The organism is Qipengyuania proteolytica (assembly GCF_019711565.1).
Lineage (GTDB): Bacteria > Pseudomonadota > Alphaproteobacteria > Sphingomonadales > Sphingomonadaceae > Qipengyuania > Qipengyuania proteolytica.
In genome coordinates, this window is the sequence record NZ_JAIGNN010000001.1 from 727,063 (window position 1) to 742,898 (window position 15,836).

At 64.8% G+C, this 15,836-nt stretch carries 7 protein-coding genes; 2 read left to right on the forward strand and 5 right to left on the reverse strand.

Annotated elements, in window-relative coordinates; translation table 11 throughout:
* Positions 1 to 52 precede the first annotated feature (52 nt).
* The 4 genes from K3172_RS03505 to mtnP all read right to left on the reverse strand — a co-directional run bounded on the left by K3172_RS03505 (position 53) and on the right by mtnP (position 6,041).
* A complete protein-coding gene (locus tag K3172_RS03505) occupies positions 53 to 400 on the reverse strand; it encodes a hypothetical protein (RefSeq protein ID WP_221587071.1) in 348 nt (115 codons plus the stop codon).
* A gap of 61 nt (positions 401 to 461) precedes the next feature.
* Positions 462 to 3,596 carry a bifunctional proline dehydrogenase/L-glutamate gamma-semialdehyde dehydrogenase PutA gene (putA, locus tag K3172_RS03510; protein ID WP_221587072.1) on the reverse strand — a complete coding sequence of 1,045 codons (3,135 nt, stop codon included), beginning with the start codon at positions 3,594 to 3,596 and terminating at the stop codon, positions 462 to 464.
* 67 nt (positions 3,597 to 3,663) lie between these two features.
* Positions 3,664 to 5,172: a glycerol-3-phosphate dehydrogenase gene (gene glpD / locus K3172_RS03515; RefSeq protein WP_221587073.1), complete on the reverse strand. Its 1,509-nt coding sequence runs from the start codon at positions 5,170 to 5,172 to the stop codon at positions 3,664 to 3,666.
* Positions 5,169 to 6,041 carry an S-methyl-5'-thioadenosine phosphorylase gene (mtnP, locus tag K3172_RS03520; RefSeq protein WP_221587074.1) on the reverse strand — a complete coding sequence of 291 codons (873 nt, stop codon included), beginning with the start codon at positions 6,039 to 6,041 and terminating at the stop codon, positions 5,169 to 5,171. Before mtnP ends, glpD begins: the two co-directional genes overlap by 4 nt.
* Before the next feature lie 180 nt (positions 6,042 to 6,221).
* On the opposite strand from mtnP, the gene K3172_RS03525 reads away from it, so the two are divergent.
* On the forward strand, positions 6,222 to 9,002 hold the full coding sequence (locus K3172_RS03525; RefSeq protein WP_221587075.1) for a phosphoenolpyruvate carboxylase: 2,781 nt from the start codon (positions 6,222 to 6,224) through the stop codon (positions 9,000 to 9,002).
* Between the two features lie 61 nt (positions 9,003 to 9,063).
* Positions 9,064 to 10,407, forward strand: coding sequence for a patatin-like phospholipase family protein (locus K3172_RS03530; protein ID WP_221587076.1), 1,344 nt, complete (start codon positions 9,064 to 9,066; stop codon positions 10,405 to 10,407).
* A gap of 11 nt (positions 10,408 to 10,418) precedes the next feature.
* Here K3172_RS03530 and K3172_RS15630 read toward each other — a convergent pair whose 3' ends face one another.
* Complete coding sequence (locus K3172_RS15630) at positions 10,419 to 15,701, reverse strand: calcium-binding protein (RefSeq protein WP_221587077.1); 5,283 nt, start codon at positions 15,699 to 15,701, stop codon at positions 10,419 to 10,421.
* Positions 15,702 to 15,836 lie beyond the last annotated feature (135 nt).

Consider the following 15,836-nt stretch of genomic DNA (forward strand, 5'->3'; position numbering starts at 1 on the left):
CCCCTTTTGCACACTCAATGGCAGACCAAGGGAGGGCGAGCAGACAACCGAACTAAGCTGGTGGAAGCCCGCTTGGATAACTCACAGCGCCTTGGCGGCGGAATGCTATTTTAATGAATCCGGCATTTCTGACGGTGGAGTGTGCGCTCATGGCGCATGGTTCGGCACCGATTGCTACGACCAAGTCTATCCGCCGTGACTTATCTGGAAGATCCATCATCCATTCGGAAAGCTGCTTTCTGCTAACTCTCATATCCTGAACCTGAAACCGACAATCCGATCCGTCGCTATGAACGAATACCGGATAGCCCGCCTCCAAATCACTAGGGGCGTAGGTCAAATTCGGGGTGGTTACGCAGCCAGCAAGGCCAAGAGCCAAAAAGCAAGCGAATGACTTCATCGCCCACTTGATAACACGTCAGAAATTGTCCGCAATCGGATCGATGGCGGACATTCTGTTCCTAACTCGCCAACAACGTCGCATTCCCGCCCGCCGCGGTCGTGTCGATGCACACCACGCGCTCGGTGGCGAATCTTGCGACATAGTGCGGGCCGCCCGCCTTGGGGCCGGTGCCTGACAGGCCCTCGCCGCCGAAGGGCTGGCTTTCGACCACCGCGCCGATCTGGTTGCGGTTGACGTAGAAGTTGCCGACCCGCGCGTGGCGCTCGACATATTCGCGGGTCTCTTCGAGGCGGGAGTGGAGGCCCAGCGTCAGGCCGTAACCGGTGGCGTTGATGTCGCGCACCACTTGCGGCAGGTCTTCCGCCTTGAAGCGCACCACGTGGAGGATCGGGCCGAAGTTCTCGCGCTTCAGGTCGAGAATCGAATCCATCTCGATGATCGTCGGGGCGACGAAGCAGCCCTTGCCGGTCTCAGGCGCGAGGTCGCGGCGCCAGATCGTCCGGCCCGACTGTTCGCGGCGGGCAACATGGCGTTCGAGCGCGGCCTGCGCGTCCGGGTCGATCACGGGGCCGACGTCGGTCGCGAGATCCTCGGGATCGCCCACGCTCAGTGCCTCGAAGGCGCCGCGGATCATCTCGATCATACCGTCGGCGACGTCCTCCTGGACGTAGAGCACGCGCAGGGCCGAACAGCGCTGGCCCGCGCTCTGGAAGGCGCTGGCGACGACGTCGCGCGTGACCTGTTCGGGCAGGGCGGTGGAATCGACGATCATCGCGTTCTGCCCGCCGGTCTCGGCGATGAAGGTGGCGATGGGGCCGTCGCGCCCGGCAAGGCTGCGGTTGATCGCCTGCGCGGTCTGGGTCGAGCCGGTGAAGGCGACGCCCGCGATGCGCGGGTCGGAGGTGATCATCGCGCCGACATCACCAGCGCCGGTGATCAGCTGGAACACATCCTCCGGAATGCCCGCCTGGTGGCACAGCTTTACCGCCAGCGCGGCGATCAGCGGGGTCTGCTCGGCGGGCTTCGCGACCACCGTATTGCCCGCGGCGAGCGCGGCTGCGGCGGGGCCGATGAAGATCGCGAGCGGGAAGTTCCAGGGGCTGATCGTGGCGAAGACGCCGCGGCCCGCGAGGCTGAGGCGGTTCTCCTCGCCGGTCGGGCCGGGCAGGATGATCGGCTGCGCGAACAGCCGTCGCGCCTCGCCTGCGTAATAGCGCAGGAAATCGACCGCTTCGCGCAGTTCGAGCACGGCGTCGACGAGCGTCTTGCCCGCCTCGCGCTGGCACAGGCTGAGGAATTCGTCGGTGTGCTCTTCGAACAAATCCGCCGCCGCTTCGAGCAGCAGCGCGCGCTTTGCGCCGCCGAGCGCGTTCCAGCCGGGCTGGATTTCCTCGGCGCGGGTGATTGCCTCTTCGACCTCGAACGGCAGCGCGTCACGACGGGTGCCGACCTCCTGCGTCAAATCGTGCGGCTTGGTGATCGGCGCGGTTTCGCCCTCGGCGCCAGAAACGAAAGTCGGCTCGGCATGCCAGCGCCGGCTTTCCAGCGCGGTAAGGCGTTCCATAAGCGGCTCGCGCACCAGCGGGTCGGCGAGATCGACGCCGGCGGAATTGGCGCGGTTCGGGAAGATGTCGGTCGGCAGCGGGATCGCCGGATTACGATAGGGCTCGAGCGAGGCGAGGTCGGCGACCGGATCGGTTACCAGCTCGCTCACCGGCACATCGGCATCGGCCATCCGGTTGACGAAGGAGCTGTTGGCCCCGTTCTCGAGCAGGCGACGCACGAGATAGGCGAGCAGATCCTTGTGCGTCCCGACCGGTGCGTAGATCCGGACATTGGTGCGCGCATTGCCCTCGACCTGCGCCAGCGCGCCGTACACATCTTCGCCCATGCCATGCAGGCGTTGGAACTCGAACGGCTTCGATCCTGCCAGAGCCTTGATTGCACCAATTGTATAGGCATTGTGGGTGGCGAAAGCGGGGTAGATGGCATCGTTCGCGGCTAGCATTTTCTCGGCGCAGGCGAGGTAGCTGACATCGGTCGCGAGCTTGCGGGTGAAGACCGGATAGTCCGTGTAGCCGCCGACTTGGCTCAGCTTGATCTCCGTATCCCAATACGCGCCCTTGACGAGGCGGACAAAGAACTTGCGATCATGCTTGCGCGCCACGCGGGCGACCCAGTCCACCATCGGCGCGCCGCGCTTCTGGTAGGCCTGGATGGCAAGGCCGAAACCGGTCCACTGCGAGCCGTCGGGACGGGTGAACAGGTCGTCGTCTGCGGCCAGCGCCTCGATGATATCCATCGACAATTCGAGCCGCTCGGCTTCCTCGGCGTCGATAGTGAAGTGGATGTTCGCATCGCGCGCCTTGATGGCGAGATCGCGCAGCATGGGCACGAGATCGGCCTTGGCCTGCGCGGCGTGGAGGAAAGTGTATTTCGGGTGCAGCGCGGAGAGCTTGACCGAAATGCCGGGCGAGCTCTCGACCTTGCCGGTGGCTTCCTTGGCCAGCCGCGCGATCGCCCGTTCGTAGCTCTGGCGATAGCGTTCGGCATCGGCATAAGTCATCGCGCCTTCGCCCAGCATGTCGAAGCTATGCGTAAGGCCCTTGGCGCGCTCCGGCGCGGCACGCTTGAGCGCCTCGTCGATCGTCCGCCCGAAGACGAACTGCCCGCCGAGGATGCGCATCGCCTGCAGCGTCGCCTTGCGGATAACCGGCTCGCCCAGCCGGTTGACCGTGCGCTTCAGCGTCTTGCCGAGACCGCGTTGCGCCTCTTCCGGCCGATCGAGGACTTCGCCCGTGAGCATCAGCGAGAAGGTCGCCGCATTTACGAAGGTGGACGAGCTTTCGCCCATGTGTTCTGCCCAGTCGATATCGCCGATCTTGTCGCGGATCAGCGCGTCGGCGGTCGCCGCGTCGGGGACGCGAAGCAGCGCTTCGGCGAGGCACATCAGCGCGATGCCCTCCTCGGTGGCGAGGCCATATTGCTGCAGGAAGGCGTCGATCCCGCTCGCCTTGCGCGATCGCGCGCCCTCGATCAGCTTCGCCGCGAGAGCGGCCGCCTCACCATGCTTCTCCGAGGCTCGCGCGGCCTGCGCCATCCGCTGGGCGACGCACGCGTTTTCTTCGGCGCGATAGGCTTCGCGCAGGTCCTGTCGGGAAATCGTCTTCGGGGCGGGGTCTTGCAAGGCCATGCGACTCGTATGTTCGATTGCGGGGGTCGGGGTTCGGGGCCGCATGTGGACCCGCGCCTGCCCGCAATCAAGCGAAGTCGAAGCTTGCCGTAACGTTCGCGGCCATCCACTCCGCCACGCGTGCCTGGGCATCGGCGGGCAGATGCAGGCCGAGCTTGCTCCGCCGCCACAGCACGTCTTCCGCAGTCCGCGCATATTCGTGCTCGACCAGGTAGCGCAGTTCCGCTTCGTAGAGATTGCCGCCCAGGCACGAGCCGAGGTCGGCCAGCGAGTGCTTGTCATGCAGGATTTCGGCGAGCCGGGTGCCATAGGCCCGTCCCAGTCGCAGCAGCATTTCGGGGGGCACCCAGTCGTAATGCTCGCTGGACTTCCACAGGAAGCGGGCGAAATCGCCGTCCTCGAATTCGCCCCCGGGCAGCTTCGCGTGGGCGGTCCAGGGCGCGCCGGGGACCTCCATCACCTTGCCGAGCTTTTCCAGCGCATGCTCGGCGAGCTTGCGAAACGTGGTGATCTTGCCGCCGTAAACCGACAGGATCGGCGCACCGCCCTCGCTGTCTAGTTCGAAGACATAATCCCGCGTGACGGTCGAATTGCTCGCGGCATTATCTTCGTAGAGCGGGCGCACGCCCGAATAGGTCGAGGCGATTTCCTCGCGCGTGATGCTGCTCGTGAAATAGCGCGACGCGGCTTCGCACAGGTAAGCAATCTCCTCGTCGGAGATGCGCACGGCGTCGAGGTCGCCCTCGAACAGCAGGTCGGTCGTGCCGATGAGCGTGAAGTCCCGCTCGTAGGGGATCGCGAAGACGATGCGTCCGTCGGGCTGCTGGAAGATATAGGCGTGCTCCCCCGGGAAGCGCCGCGAGACGATGATGTGGCTGCCCTTCACCAGCCGCAGATGCGACGGCGTTCCCTGTCCGAGCGCCTGCCGCGCCAGACGGTCGACGAAGGGGCCGGCGGTGTTGATCACCGCCTTTGCCTCGACGGTCTTCTCGCCCGCTGCGCCTCGCAAGGTTGCGGTCCAGCTGTCATCGCTGCGTTGCAGCGCGACGCATTCGGTCCGCGTGGCAACCGTCGCGCCGCGCGCTTCGGCGTCCATTGCGCTCAGGACCACGAGGCGGGAATCCTCGACCCAGCAGTCGGAATATTCGAAGCCCGACTTGAACCGATCCTGCAGCACGCCGCGATGCGGAGCCGTATTGAGATCGATCGCGCGGCTCTTGGGCAGGCTCATCCGCCCGCCGATGTGGTCGTAAAGCAGAAGGCCGGCGCGCAGCATCCATTTGGGACGCATGCTCGGCTCGTGCGGCATGACGAAGCGCAGCGGCCAGATGATATGCGGGGCGCAATGGAGCAGCACCTCGCGCTCGCGCAGGCTCTCTGCGACCAGCCTGAACTCGTAATTCTCGAGATAACGCAGGCCGCCGTGAACCAGCTTCGTGCTGGCCGAGGATGTGTGCGAAGCCAGATCGTCCTTCTCGACCAGCATGACACGCAGGCCCCGGCCCGCGGCGTCGCGCGCGATCCCGGCGCCATTGATGCCCCCACCGACGACGACGAGGTCGTACGGTCTGCTCATGTCTGCCGCAGCAGGCGACCGGCCACCGCGTCGAGTTTGCCGAGCAGCGCCTTGTCGTGCTTGTCGGGCGCCGTGATCACCGCATCGGTCAGCGCATGGTCGATGGGCGAGGGATTGCGCTTTTTCGGCAGGCCCTTGCAGAATCCCTCGACTGCCTTGCGGGCGAGGGCCGAATTGGCATTCATCTGTTCGATCACCTGCGCGACATCGACGCTTTCCTCGTCGTCGCGCCAGCTATCCCAGTCGGTCACCATGGCGAGCAGGGCGTAGGGCAGCTCCGCTTCCCGGGCGAGCTTTGCCTCCGGCATGCCGGTCATGCCGATCACTTCCGCGCCCCAGTGGCGGTAGAGCTTGCTCTCCGCGCGACTGGAAAATTGCGGGCCCTCCATCGCGAGATAGGTCGCGCCCTCGCTGCAATCTCCGCCGACCTTGGCGACCGCCTTGGCGGCGTGCTTGGAGAGGCGCGGGCAGGTCGGCTCGGCCATGCTGACATGCGCAACGAAGCCGTCGCCGAAAAAGGTCGATGGCCGCCCCCTGGTGTTGTCGATGAACTGGTCGACGGTGACGAAGCGGCCCGGCGGCAGTTCTTCCGACAGCGATCCGACTGCGCTGATCGCGAGGATATCGGTGCAGCCGGCGCGCTTGAGCGCATCGATGTTGGCGCGCGAGTTGAGGGTCGAAGGCAGGACGCGATGCCCGCGGCCGTGGCGCGGCAGGAAGCGCACCCGCACGTGGCCGATGGTCCCGCACAGGATTTCGTCCGACGGTTCGCCCCATGGCGATTTGACGCGGATCCATTGCGCATCCTCGAGCGCATCCATCGCATAGAGGCCCGAGCCCCCGATGATGCCGATGGTCCAGTCGCTCATGTATCGATCCTGTAAAATGTCGTGGTCGGCTGCATGGGTGGAGCCTTGCGCAGGCGCTGTCCAGCCCCCAGTCTTGCCCTTGCACCGCATGCGTATTCATCGCCTGCGAAACCGGCCCCGCCTTGACTCGGGCGGCACATTGCCGCCGAACGGCCACAATATCCAGCCAGAGGACCGACCATGCCAGACCAGCCGCTCCAGATCACGCTCGATGGGCTCAGCGATCGGCTGCGGGACCTGCATCGCAAGACGGCCGAAACGCCGCTGTTCAACCCGGTCTTCCAGCTTTCGCTCGACCTGTCGCGGCGGCTGGAACGCGGCGACACGACGATTTCGGACCTCGCCCGGCTGGTCGACGAACTGGAGGCGAAGTCGCTCGAGGCGCGTGCCGAGCGGCTTCGATGCCTGGTCGCGCCGGAGCAGGGAAGCGAGCGGCTGGCAGCGGTTACGACACCCCGGGAAGAGTTCGGCGGCTTCAAGGCCTTCTGGGAGCGCTCACACCTGCATGCGGTGTTCACGGCACATCCGACCTTCCTCCTGACCCCGGCGCAATCGGCGACGGTCGCCAAAGCCGCGTCCGACGGAACGCCGATCACCTCGAGCGAAGAGGGCGAGCGGCCCCAGATCACGCTGCGCTACGAGCATGAGCGGGCCATGGCGGCGATCGCCAATGCGCAGGACGCGCGCGACCGGATTTTGGCGCGAGTGCTCGAGACCGCGCGGACCAACTGGCCGGACCGCTGGCTCGAGGTTGCACCCTTGCCGTTCCGCTTCGCCAGTTGGGTCGGCTACGACATGGACGGGCGGACCGATATCAAGTGGTACACTTCCATCGCCTTCCGGCTTTCGGAAAAGGCCGAGCGGCTGGAGCGCTATGCGACGCAGCTCGAAGCGATCGACGCCGGACACGCCCTGCTCGGCACGCTGCGCGCTGCTGCCAGACGTACTGCCGAGAGTGCGGAAGAATTCGCCGGCGACCTTTCGCAGGCAGCGGATCTCTCGGCGGCGGCCAACCGGCTGACGGCGGGCGGGGATGACAAGCTCCTCTCGCTCGCGCCCCTCATCGAGCAACTGGAGGCTGAAGCCGCCTCTGCCACGAATGGCCGCGCCGTCGCCCTGCGCACGCTCGCCGCTGCCATGCGCGCCGACGGGCTCGGCATGGGCTGGATCCACTTCCGCGTAAACGCCAAGCAGTTGCACAACGCCATCCGCCAGCGGCTCGGCGACGCGGCGGATATCGACCTCTCGAGCCGAGGTGCGGTCGCCGCGTTGCGCGACTTGCTTACGCAGGTCGAGCCGACGAGCGCGAACTTCGCCAGCCTCGCGGTCGAAAGCTCGACTGCGGTGCGCCAGTTCCTCGTGATGACACAGATCCTGAAGCACATCGACGCCGATGCGCCGATCCGCATGCTGGTGGCCGAGTGCGAGCAGCCCGCAACGGTGCTCGCCGCACTCTATTTCGCCAAGCTGTTCGGGATCGAAGACAAGGTGGACGTCTCGCCGCTGTTCGAAACCGAAACCGCGCTGGAGCATGGCGGGCGCTTCCTCGACTCGCTCCTCGCAGAGGAAGAATACCGCGCCTACGCCAGGCTGCGCGGGCGCGTCGCGATCCAGACCGGTTTTTCCGATGCCGGCCGCTTCGTCGGCCAGATCCCGGCCAGCCTCGCGATCGAGCGCCTGCAAGGTCGCCTCGCCGAGGCGATGAGCGCGAATGGCCTCGACGACGTTGCAGCACTGATCTTCGACACGCATGGCGAGGGCATGGGACGCGGCGCCCACCCCTCAAGCTTCGAGGACCGGATCGAATGGCCGCTCAGCCCCTGGGCGCAGCGGCGTTTCACGCGGGCCGGTATCCGGTTGGAGGCGGAGGCGAGCTTCCAGGGCGGCGACGGTTACCTCTTCTTCGCCACGCCCGAGCTGGCGCTGGCCACCCTCACCAGCATCATAGAGTGCACCCCGGCACACACCGACGCAAGCGTGCCGACCGACCCCTTCTATCGCCGCACCGATCTCAGCCTCGACTTCTACCGCGCGATCAAGGACCACCAGCGCGACCACCTCGAAAGCCGGACTTACAGCCGCGCAGTAACCGCCTTCGGGCTCGGCCTGCTCAACCAGACCGGCAGCCGCGTCTCGCGCCGCCAGTCGGACCTGGCGGCAGATCGCGAAATGAGCCTGCGTCAGATCCGCGCGATCCCCCACAACGCCATCCTCCAGCAGCTCGGCTATCCGGTGAACATCATCGCCGGCGTCGGCAGCGCCGCGGAAAGCAATATCGAGGATATCGCCGCGCTCCTGACCGAAAGCGCGCGCGGACGGCAGATCATGCGGCTGGTGCGCGCATCCAACGCGCTCGCCAGCATCAAGACGGTCGCCGCTTTCGGTGAGCTGTTCAACTCGGCCTATTGGGCGAGCAGGCCCTATCGCGGGACCGAGGATCACCTCGGCGAAGCCTGCGAGACGCTCGCCGAATACCTGATCTCGGATGACCGGAACGGCGTGTTCCGCCGCCTCGCCTCGCGCTTGCGCGTCGACGCGCTCAAGCTCCATCGCCTGTTCGACCTCGTTCCGAACGAGGAACCGCATCCCGACCGCGAGAACGTGCGCCGCATCATCGGTGTGCTACAGGCCGTCCGCCTGGCGTTGCTCCAGCACATCTTCCTCAAGGCCGTCTCGGTCCCCGCCTTCAGCCGCGCCAACGACATCAGCCGGTTCGACGTGCTCGAGATGGTTTTCTCGCTCCGCATCGACGAAGCGCTTGCACAATTGCGCCGCGCCTATCCGGTCAGCTTTCCGCGCAAGGACGATTTCGCCATCGACGAGCCGGGCGAATACCCGCGCGGGCAGGGCGAAGGCTACGCAGCGATACGCGACCAGTTCATCGACCCGATCGACCATGCCTATGGCCTGTGCCTGCGCATTTCGACCGCGATCGCCAATGAATTCGGCGCGCATGGCTGATTGATTTAGCCCGCCACCCAATTACCATGCGCCCCTCAAATCATCGGGGTGGGCGGTTTTCATGAATTTATTGCTGTGTATCGGCGCGGTCTTGCTGGGCGAGCTCGTCCTTGGCCTTATCCTGTTCAAGATCTTCAGGCGCGGCGCGCTGACTTTCAGGATCGACGGATTCTACACGCATGTGATGGACGGCGACCCCGGCCCGATCATCCGCGACGTCCAGCGCGATGCGCGGGCGGTGATGGAATGCCGCCTCGACGACCCGATGAGCTGTTCGATCGAGGAAGCGGTCGAATGCCACGTCCAGGCCGATGCCCCCGAATGCAACGTGCTGCTGCTGTCGGGCGGGGGCCAATGGGGTGCATTCGGAGCGGGCCTGTTCGACACGCTGAGCAAGCAGAGCGGCCCCCAGGAGTTGGGCCTCGAGGGCATCGGGGTCATCACCGGTATCTCGACCGGGTCGCTGCAGACGCTGATGCTCATGGTCGCGCTCGATCCTAAGCAGACGCCCGACATGCGCCGCCATGCGCTGAACCGCCTCTTGTGGGGATATTCTCCTGCGAAGGAGAGCGAGGTGGTGCGCCGTACCGGTCTAGGCTTCGTGCCTTTCTTCGGATCCGCGGCAGGCACCGCGCCGCTCAGGAAGCGGATCATCGAAGCGCTCTGTCCAGACGGCGATTGCAGGCTCGTCGAGGCAATCGGGAATTCGAGCATCGCGGGCTTCGCAGGGTTCGTCGAGGCGGACGACGGGACCTTCCGCTACGCCGACTTGCGCGAACTGGTGAACAAGGCGCCGAGCCTCGAGAAAGCGGCAGAGGCGCTCGCGGCGGCGACCATGGCCTCTTCCGCCATGCCGGTGTTCCACCAGCAATTGCGCGTCGCCGGTTCGAATGGCGAGGCGATCTCGCTCTACGACGGCGGCGTGCGCCGCTCGGTTTTCTTCGACCGTACCATGGCGATCGTCGATACGCAGGTGCGCAAGAACATGGCCAGCCGAGGGCTCACCAAGGCCTCGATGCCGCCTGAGGACGGCTTTGCCGAGGAGTATCGCAGGACCGCCCCCAAGGTTTATGTCGTTCGCAACGGCCCGACGATGCGCAAGCCCGCGCCCGAGCTGAACCGCAAGTCCGGCCCGCTCAAGAACGGCCAGCGCGGTTACGATTTGCTGGTCAACGAGAGCGAGATCGGCGCAATCGCCGCGCTGCGCCTCGCCAATCCCTATGGCGAGATACTGCTCACCACGGCGGACCAGTACGACAGTTTCCCGAGCGATGTCGGCGAGAACTTCAAGGACGCGGAAATGTTCAAGCCCGCTTTCATGGCGCGCCTGCGGGACCTTGGCCGCTACAAGGCCGAGCGTGCCGGCGGCGCGTGGTGGCCCCTCAGCACGCTCTCGCAGGTGTGACCGTCAGCTGATCAGAGGAAGAAGTCCCCCGCTGTCAGGTTGACGAGTCCATCAAGCTGGATCGCGAAATCGGCCAGCCCATCGCCATCGACATCGCCGAAGATCGTCGTGTTGCCGCCAGATTGGGTATAGCGCAGCTGGCCCGCGACACCGGTGAAGGTGGTTGCGCCGATGAAGCTGAAGTCCTGGTTGCCAGCCAGGTTCACGTTCGCATCGAGGGAGTTGAGGCTGATCATATCGCCTTCGGCTCTGCTGAAGCCGATTATGCGATCGGCCGCGCCGCCGGTGTTTCCGGAGAAATCGCTGTAGTCCCGGAAGAAGTAGATATCCGCACCGGCTCCACCGGTCATCGTGTCCTGGCCAGAGCCACCGAACAGAACGTCATCGCCGTCGCCACCGAACAGATCGTCCGCGCCCAAGCCGCCAGAGAGCGTATCGTTGCCATTGCCACCGAATAGGTCGTCTGCATCGTCTTCACCGGAGAGGTCGTCATTGCCATCTTCCCCGTAAAGCATGTCGTTTCCAGCGCCACCTTCGACGATATCATCTCCGATTCCGCCATGGATTTCGTCATGTCCATCTTCGCCATCGAGGAAATCCGCACCGGTTCCGCCGTCGATCAGATCGTCGCCGGTTCCTCCGCGAATGCCGTCGTCGCCATCTTCGCCATAGAGGAAATCAGAGCCGGTGCCGCCGTATATCTCGTCCCAGCCGGAGCCTCCGAAAATCGTGTCCGAGCCACCTTCGCCGTAGAGCCGGTCTCCGCCACCTTCGCCGCGCAGGACGTTATTGAGTTCGTTTCCGATGATGTCGTTATTGGATGAGTTCCCGGTGCCTTCGGTCGCCGTTCCATTGAGGTAGAGATGTTCTACCTCGGCCGCGAGCACATAGCTCACCGATGCGTAGACCCGGTCGTTGCCGCCGCTGGCGAACTCGGTCACGGTGTCGCCGATGTTGTCGACATAGAAGGTATCGTCGCCCGAGCCACCGGCCATGGCGTCCGCGCCTGTGCCGCCGTCGATCGTATCGTTGCCGGCCCCGCCGCGCAGGTCCTGCGAACCCGCGATGCCGACGATCGTATCGTCGCCGTCGCCCGCATCGAAGATGATACGACCGGTCAGGATCGGATCGGACAGGCCGCCCCCGGTCATGGAGGCGATGTTCCAGAAGTCGTTGAACACCGTGCCGATGATGCTGAAGGCATTCACACCCGAGGCATCGATCTCCTCGATGTTCGTGATGTTGCTGCCGTTCCACACCAGCTTGGCACGATTTAGGTTGGCGCGGATGATGTCGTATCCGGTGCCGCCGTCCATCATCGTATCGTATGTCCGACCGACCTGGATCAGGATCAGATCGTCGCCGGCACCGCCATTGATGGAATTGCGCCCGCCGCCGGCAGCGAAAATGTCGTTGCCGTCGAGGCCGACGAGCGTGTCGTCGCCGCCGCCGCCGAACAAACGGTCGTTGCCTGCCCCGCCGGACAGGTAGTCGTTACCGCGACCGCCGCGCAGCACGTCGTCGCCGTCATCGCCATAGACGGTATCGTCACCGTCCCCGCCATAGATCGTATCGTTGCCCGGGAAGTTGCCGCCGCCGATGCGATCGCCGTGGATCTCATCATCGCCGCCGTAGCCGTAGATCACGTCGCTACCGTCACCGCCGACGATGACGTCGCCCGCGCCGCCGCCGCCGAGTTCGTCGTCACCCGCGCCGCCGTCGATCTCGACCGAGCTGGTGAAGCCGTCGCCGACGTAAACCCTGTCGGCGAAGCGGCTGAGCGAGAATTCGAAGGCTTCGACACCGGTGATCGCGAAGGTCCCGCCGGTGGTCCGTGCCAGGCCGCCAGTCCAAACGTTGTTGAGGTTCATGACAACGCCGGCAGATGCGTTGAAATAGTCGACGCGGAAAAGGTCGGTGCCGTCGCCCCCATCGATCGCGTCGCCAGCCGAAACATCGAGCGTCAGGATATCGTCGCCGCCGCCGCCGATCAGACTGTCGGTCCCGGTGCCGCCGAAGAGCTGGTCGGCCCCGGCGTTGCCGCGCAGGATGTCGTCCCCTGCATCGCCATATAGGTAGTCGTCGCCGTCGCCGCCGAGGGCGTTGTCATTGCCCGTACCGCCGCTCAGCTCGTCGAAATCGGCGCCGCCGTCGATGGTGTCGTCGCCGTCGCCGCCCTGGATCTGGTCGTAACCGCCGAAGCCGAGCAGCAAGTCGTCCCCGGTACCGCCGTTCAGGACGTCGTCGCTATCGGTGCCGTGGAGCACGTCGTTGCCGCCGCGCCCGTTCAGCTCCACCCACCCCGGCGCTGCGGGGCCATAGGTGATCCGGTCGTTGCCGTTCGTGCCATCGAGGAACTGGACGTCTTCCACATTCGTGACCGAGTCCCCGCCGAGCGAGAAGCTGCCGTTCGCGACGAAGGTCGCATAATCGAAGGTGATCCCTCCGGTGCTGAGATAGAATTCGTTCTCGATGAATATGACATCGTAGCCAGCGCCGCCGTCGATCATGCCGCCGGAGCTGCGCAAGGTGATCCAGTCGCTGCCGTCGCCACCGAGGATCGTGTCGGCGCCGCTGCCGGAATCGATGTTGTCGTTGCCCGCACCGGCGTCGATGTAGTCATTGCCCGCGCCGGTGTAGATCCAGTCGTCGCCGCCACCACCGTAGACAGTGTCGTTGCCGCCGCGGCCTTCGATCGTGTCCTGACCGGCGCCGCCATTGAATGTGTCGGCGAGGAAGGTCCCGATCAGGTTGCTGCCGCCCGGTGCCGCCGTCAGCGTGCGACCGTTCGGGGCTGCGCCATCGATGTCGTACCCGCCGAAATTGTAGTCGGTGAACTGGTCGAGCGTGGTGTTGCGGAAGATGGCTAGCTGATACCACTGGCCACTCATGGCCGTATTGGAAAATTCGAGGACGACGTTGCCCTCGCTCTGCACCAGGCGCGCCCAGAAACCGCCCGCGAACGGGTTGGTGCCGACCAGATTGGTTATGGCCTGGTTCGCATAAGCGCGGATGTCGAACACGTCGCCGCCCGCTCCGGGAGTGAAGTCGGTGAAGACGATCGACGTCGGATTGTTCGGATCGGTTGGACCGCCGTCGATGCCGTAAGCGCCGCTCAGGACGATCCTGTCGGCGCCCGCGCCGGTCGTGATGAGCGGGTTCGAGAAGGAGCCGGTCGGCCCGAGGTTGAGGACGTCGGCGCCTGCGCCAAGATCGATGCTCACCGTATGACGCGTGCCGATCGCCGAACCGCCTTCATAGGTGACGACGTCGTTGCCGTCACCCGCCACGATCGCGTCGTCGTGCGCGATGGTATTGGTATACATCATAGCGCTGATGACGTCGTCGCCGCCGCCGCCGTTGATGGTGCCGTAGTTCAGACCGTAACCCGAGACCGTGATCGTGTCGTTGCCGCCTTCGCCGAAGATCGCAACGCGGCCGTTGTCGGTGATCTGGTCGTTGCCGAGCCCCCCGGAAATCTGGTCATATCCGTCGCCGCCGAGGATGACATCGTTGCCGTCACCGCCGTTGAGCGTGTCGTCGCCCGCGCGGCCCTCGATGCGGTCGTCGCCGCCTAGGCCATTTAGGGTGTCCGGCCTGATCGTCCCGATTAGGGTATCCGCGCCCGCCGTACCGTTGAACGTAACGCCGACGATCGCACCACCATCCGGCGGTGCGCCGTCGAAATTGAAGGCCGTGAAGCTTGCTATGTTGGTGTTGAGCAGGATCGCGACCGTGAAAGCGTCGGATCCGCTGGCGCTGCCGTCGCGGTCGAACCTGACGAGAACGTTGGCGCCTTGCTGGACGAGGACGACATGGCCGGTCGCGAAGGGGTTCGTCTGGCCATCCCAGTCCGACGAGCCGGTGAACCATTGCTGCAGGCTCGACATGACGTCGAACACGTCGCCGCCCGTGCCCGCCTGGAAATCGTTGACGGTGATGATCTCGCGGTTGAAAGAATTCAGGTTGGTCACCGTGATTCGGTCGCTTCCCGCGCCAAGAACGACGGTGATGGCCTGCAAGCCCGAGGCGACCGTAAGCGAGTCGTCTCCGCCCCCGAGGTTCAGCGTTACGGCACCCGAGAACGCGCTGCTGTAGGAGACGACATCGGCACCCGTGCCCGCAAGCACATCGAAAGAATAGCTGGTACTGCTGGTATAATAGCCCGCTCCACCGTGATCGATAGTAATCCGGTCGTTACCGGCCCCGCCATCGATCGTAGGCGCGCCATACGAGCGGTGGATGATGGTATCGTCGCCGTCGCCGCCGAGCATCACGTCATTGGCGCCGCGCTCCTCCATCGTATCGTTGCCCGAACCACCTTCGAGCCGGTCGCGATGCCAGTCGCCGCCCGAAAGCACGTCGTCGCCCGCACCGCCATACAGCGTGTCGAACTGCGCACCGCCGACGAGCCGGTCGTTGTCGTCGCCGCCATAGATGACGTCGGCGCCGCCGCCGCCATAGATGATGTCGTCACCCGCCTCGCCAGAGAGCGTGTCGTTCGAATAATAGCCGTAGATCGTGTCGCCACCGGCACCGCCATTGATCGTGTCGGCCCCGGCGGTGCCATCGAGGAATTCGGCATCGGCGGTGCCCGTGACGGTTGCCCCGGCTCCGATTGCTGCGCCGTTGGGGTTGAAGCCGAAGAAGTTGGCCGCGATCAGCGCGCCGACAGTGACGTTCTGGAAAACGACCCCCAGATGGTTCGCATTCCCGTGGCCGCTGGTGTCGAAATAGAGGACGGCATTTGCCCCTTCCTGAACCAGCACGAGATGCCCGCTGGCAAAGGGGTTGGTCACGCCGTCGGTGTAGGTGGCGATCGCGTCGCTGATGTTGAAGACATCGCCTGCATTGCCCGCTGCGAAGTCGCGGATGCGCAGGGGGCCGGCACTGAACTGGATCTCGTTGAGGTGGACGGCATCGCGCCCGCCGCCGAGCGAAATGTCGAAATAGACCCCGCCGCTCAGGCGCATGACATCGTGGCCGTCGCCCAGGTTGCCGGTCAGCAGGGTCTGGTAGCTGAGGTTCGCGACTACTGCGTCATCACCGGCACCGCCATAGAGCTCGACTGTCTCGATGAAATCGTAATCGTACTCGTAAACGTAGCTGCGGATCAGGTAGAAGGTGTCGTTGCCCGCGCCGCCAGAGAGCACATCGCTGCCATGATCGTCGCGGATGATGTCGTCACCACCGCCACCGGAAATATTGTCGTTCCCGTCCGGATCGTAAATGTAATCCGCGTCGGCCGTGCCAATGATCGTGTCCGACCCGATATTTCCGGTAAAATTAGGCATTTGCCCCGCTCCCCAAACAATCGCCGCAATATAGAGACCGTGAAATTATGCGCAACAAGAGTCGCGTCGATCAGAAGGGGAGTTGCAAGAATAGACATGAACACAGCGCAACCCGCCAAGTAGTGGCGGCCGGCT

Coding starts and splice junctions, on each gene's coding strand:
- putA (WP_221587072.1), bottom strand. CDS start 3,596: ATGGCCTTGCAAGACCCCGCCCCGAAGACGATTTCCCGACAGGACCTG.
- K3172_RS03505 (WP_221587071.1), bottom strand. CDS start 400: ATGAAGTCATTCGCTTGCTTTTTGGCTCTTGGCCTTGCTGGCTGCGTA.
- K3172_RS03525 (WP_221587075.1), top strand. CDS start 6,222: ATGCCAGACCAGCCGCTCCAGATCACGCTCGATGGGCTCAGCGATCGG.
- K3172_RS03530 (WP_221587076.1), top strand. CDS start 9,064: ATGAATTTATTGCTGTGTATCGGCGCGGTCTTGCTGGGCGAGCTCGTC.
- K3172_RS15630 (WP_221587077.1), bottom strand. CDS start 15,701: ATGCCTAATTTTACCGGAAATATCGGGTCGGACACGATCATTGGCACG.
- mtnP (WP_221587074.1), bottom strand. CDS start 6,041: ATGAGCGACTGGACCATCGGCATCATCGGGGGCTCGGGCCTCTATGCG.
- glpD (WP_221587073.1), bottom strand. CDS start 5,172: ATGAGCAGACCGTACGACCTCGTCGTCGTCGGTGGGGGCATCAATGGC.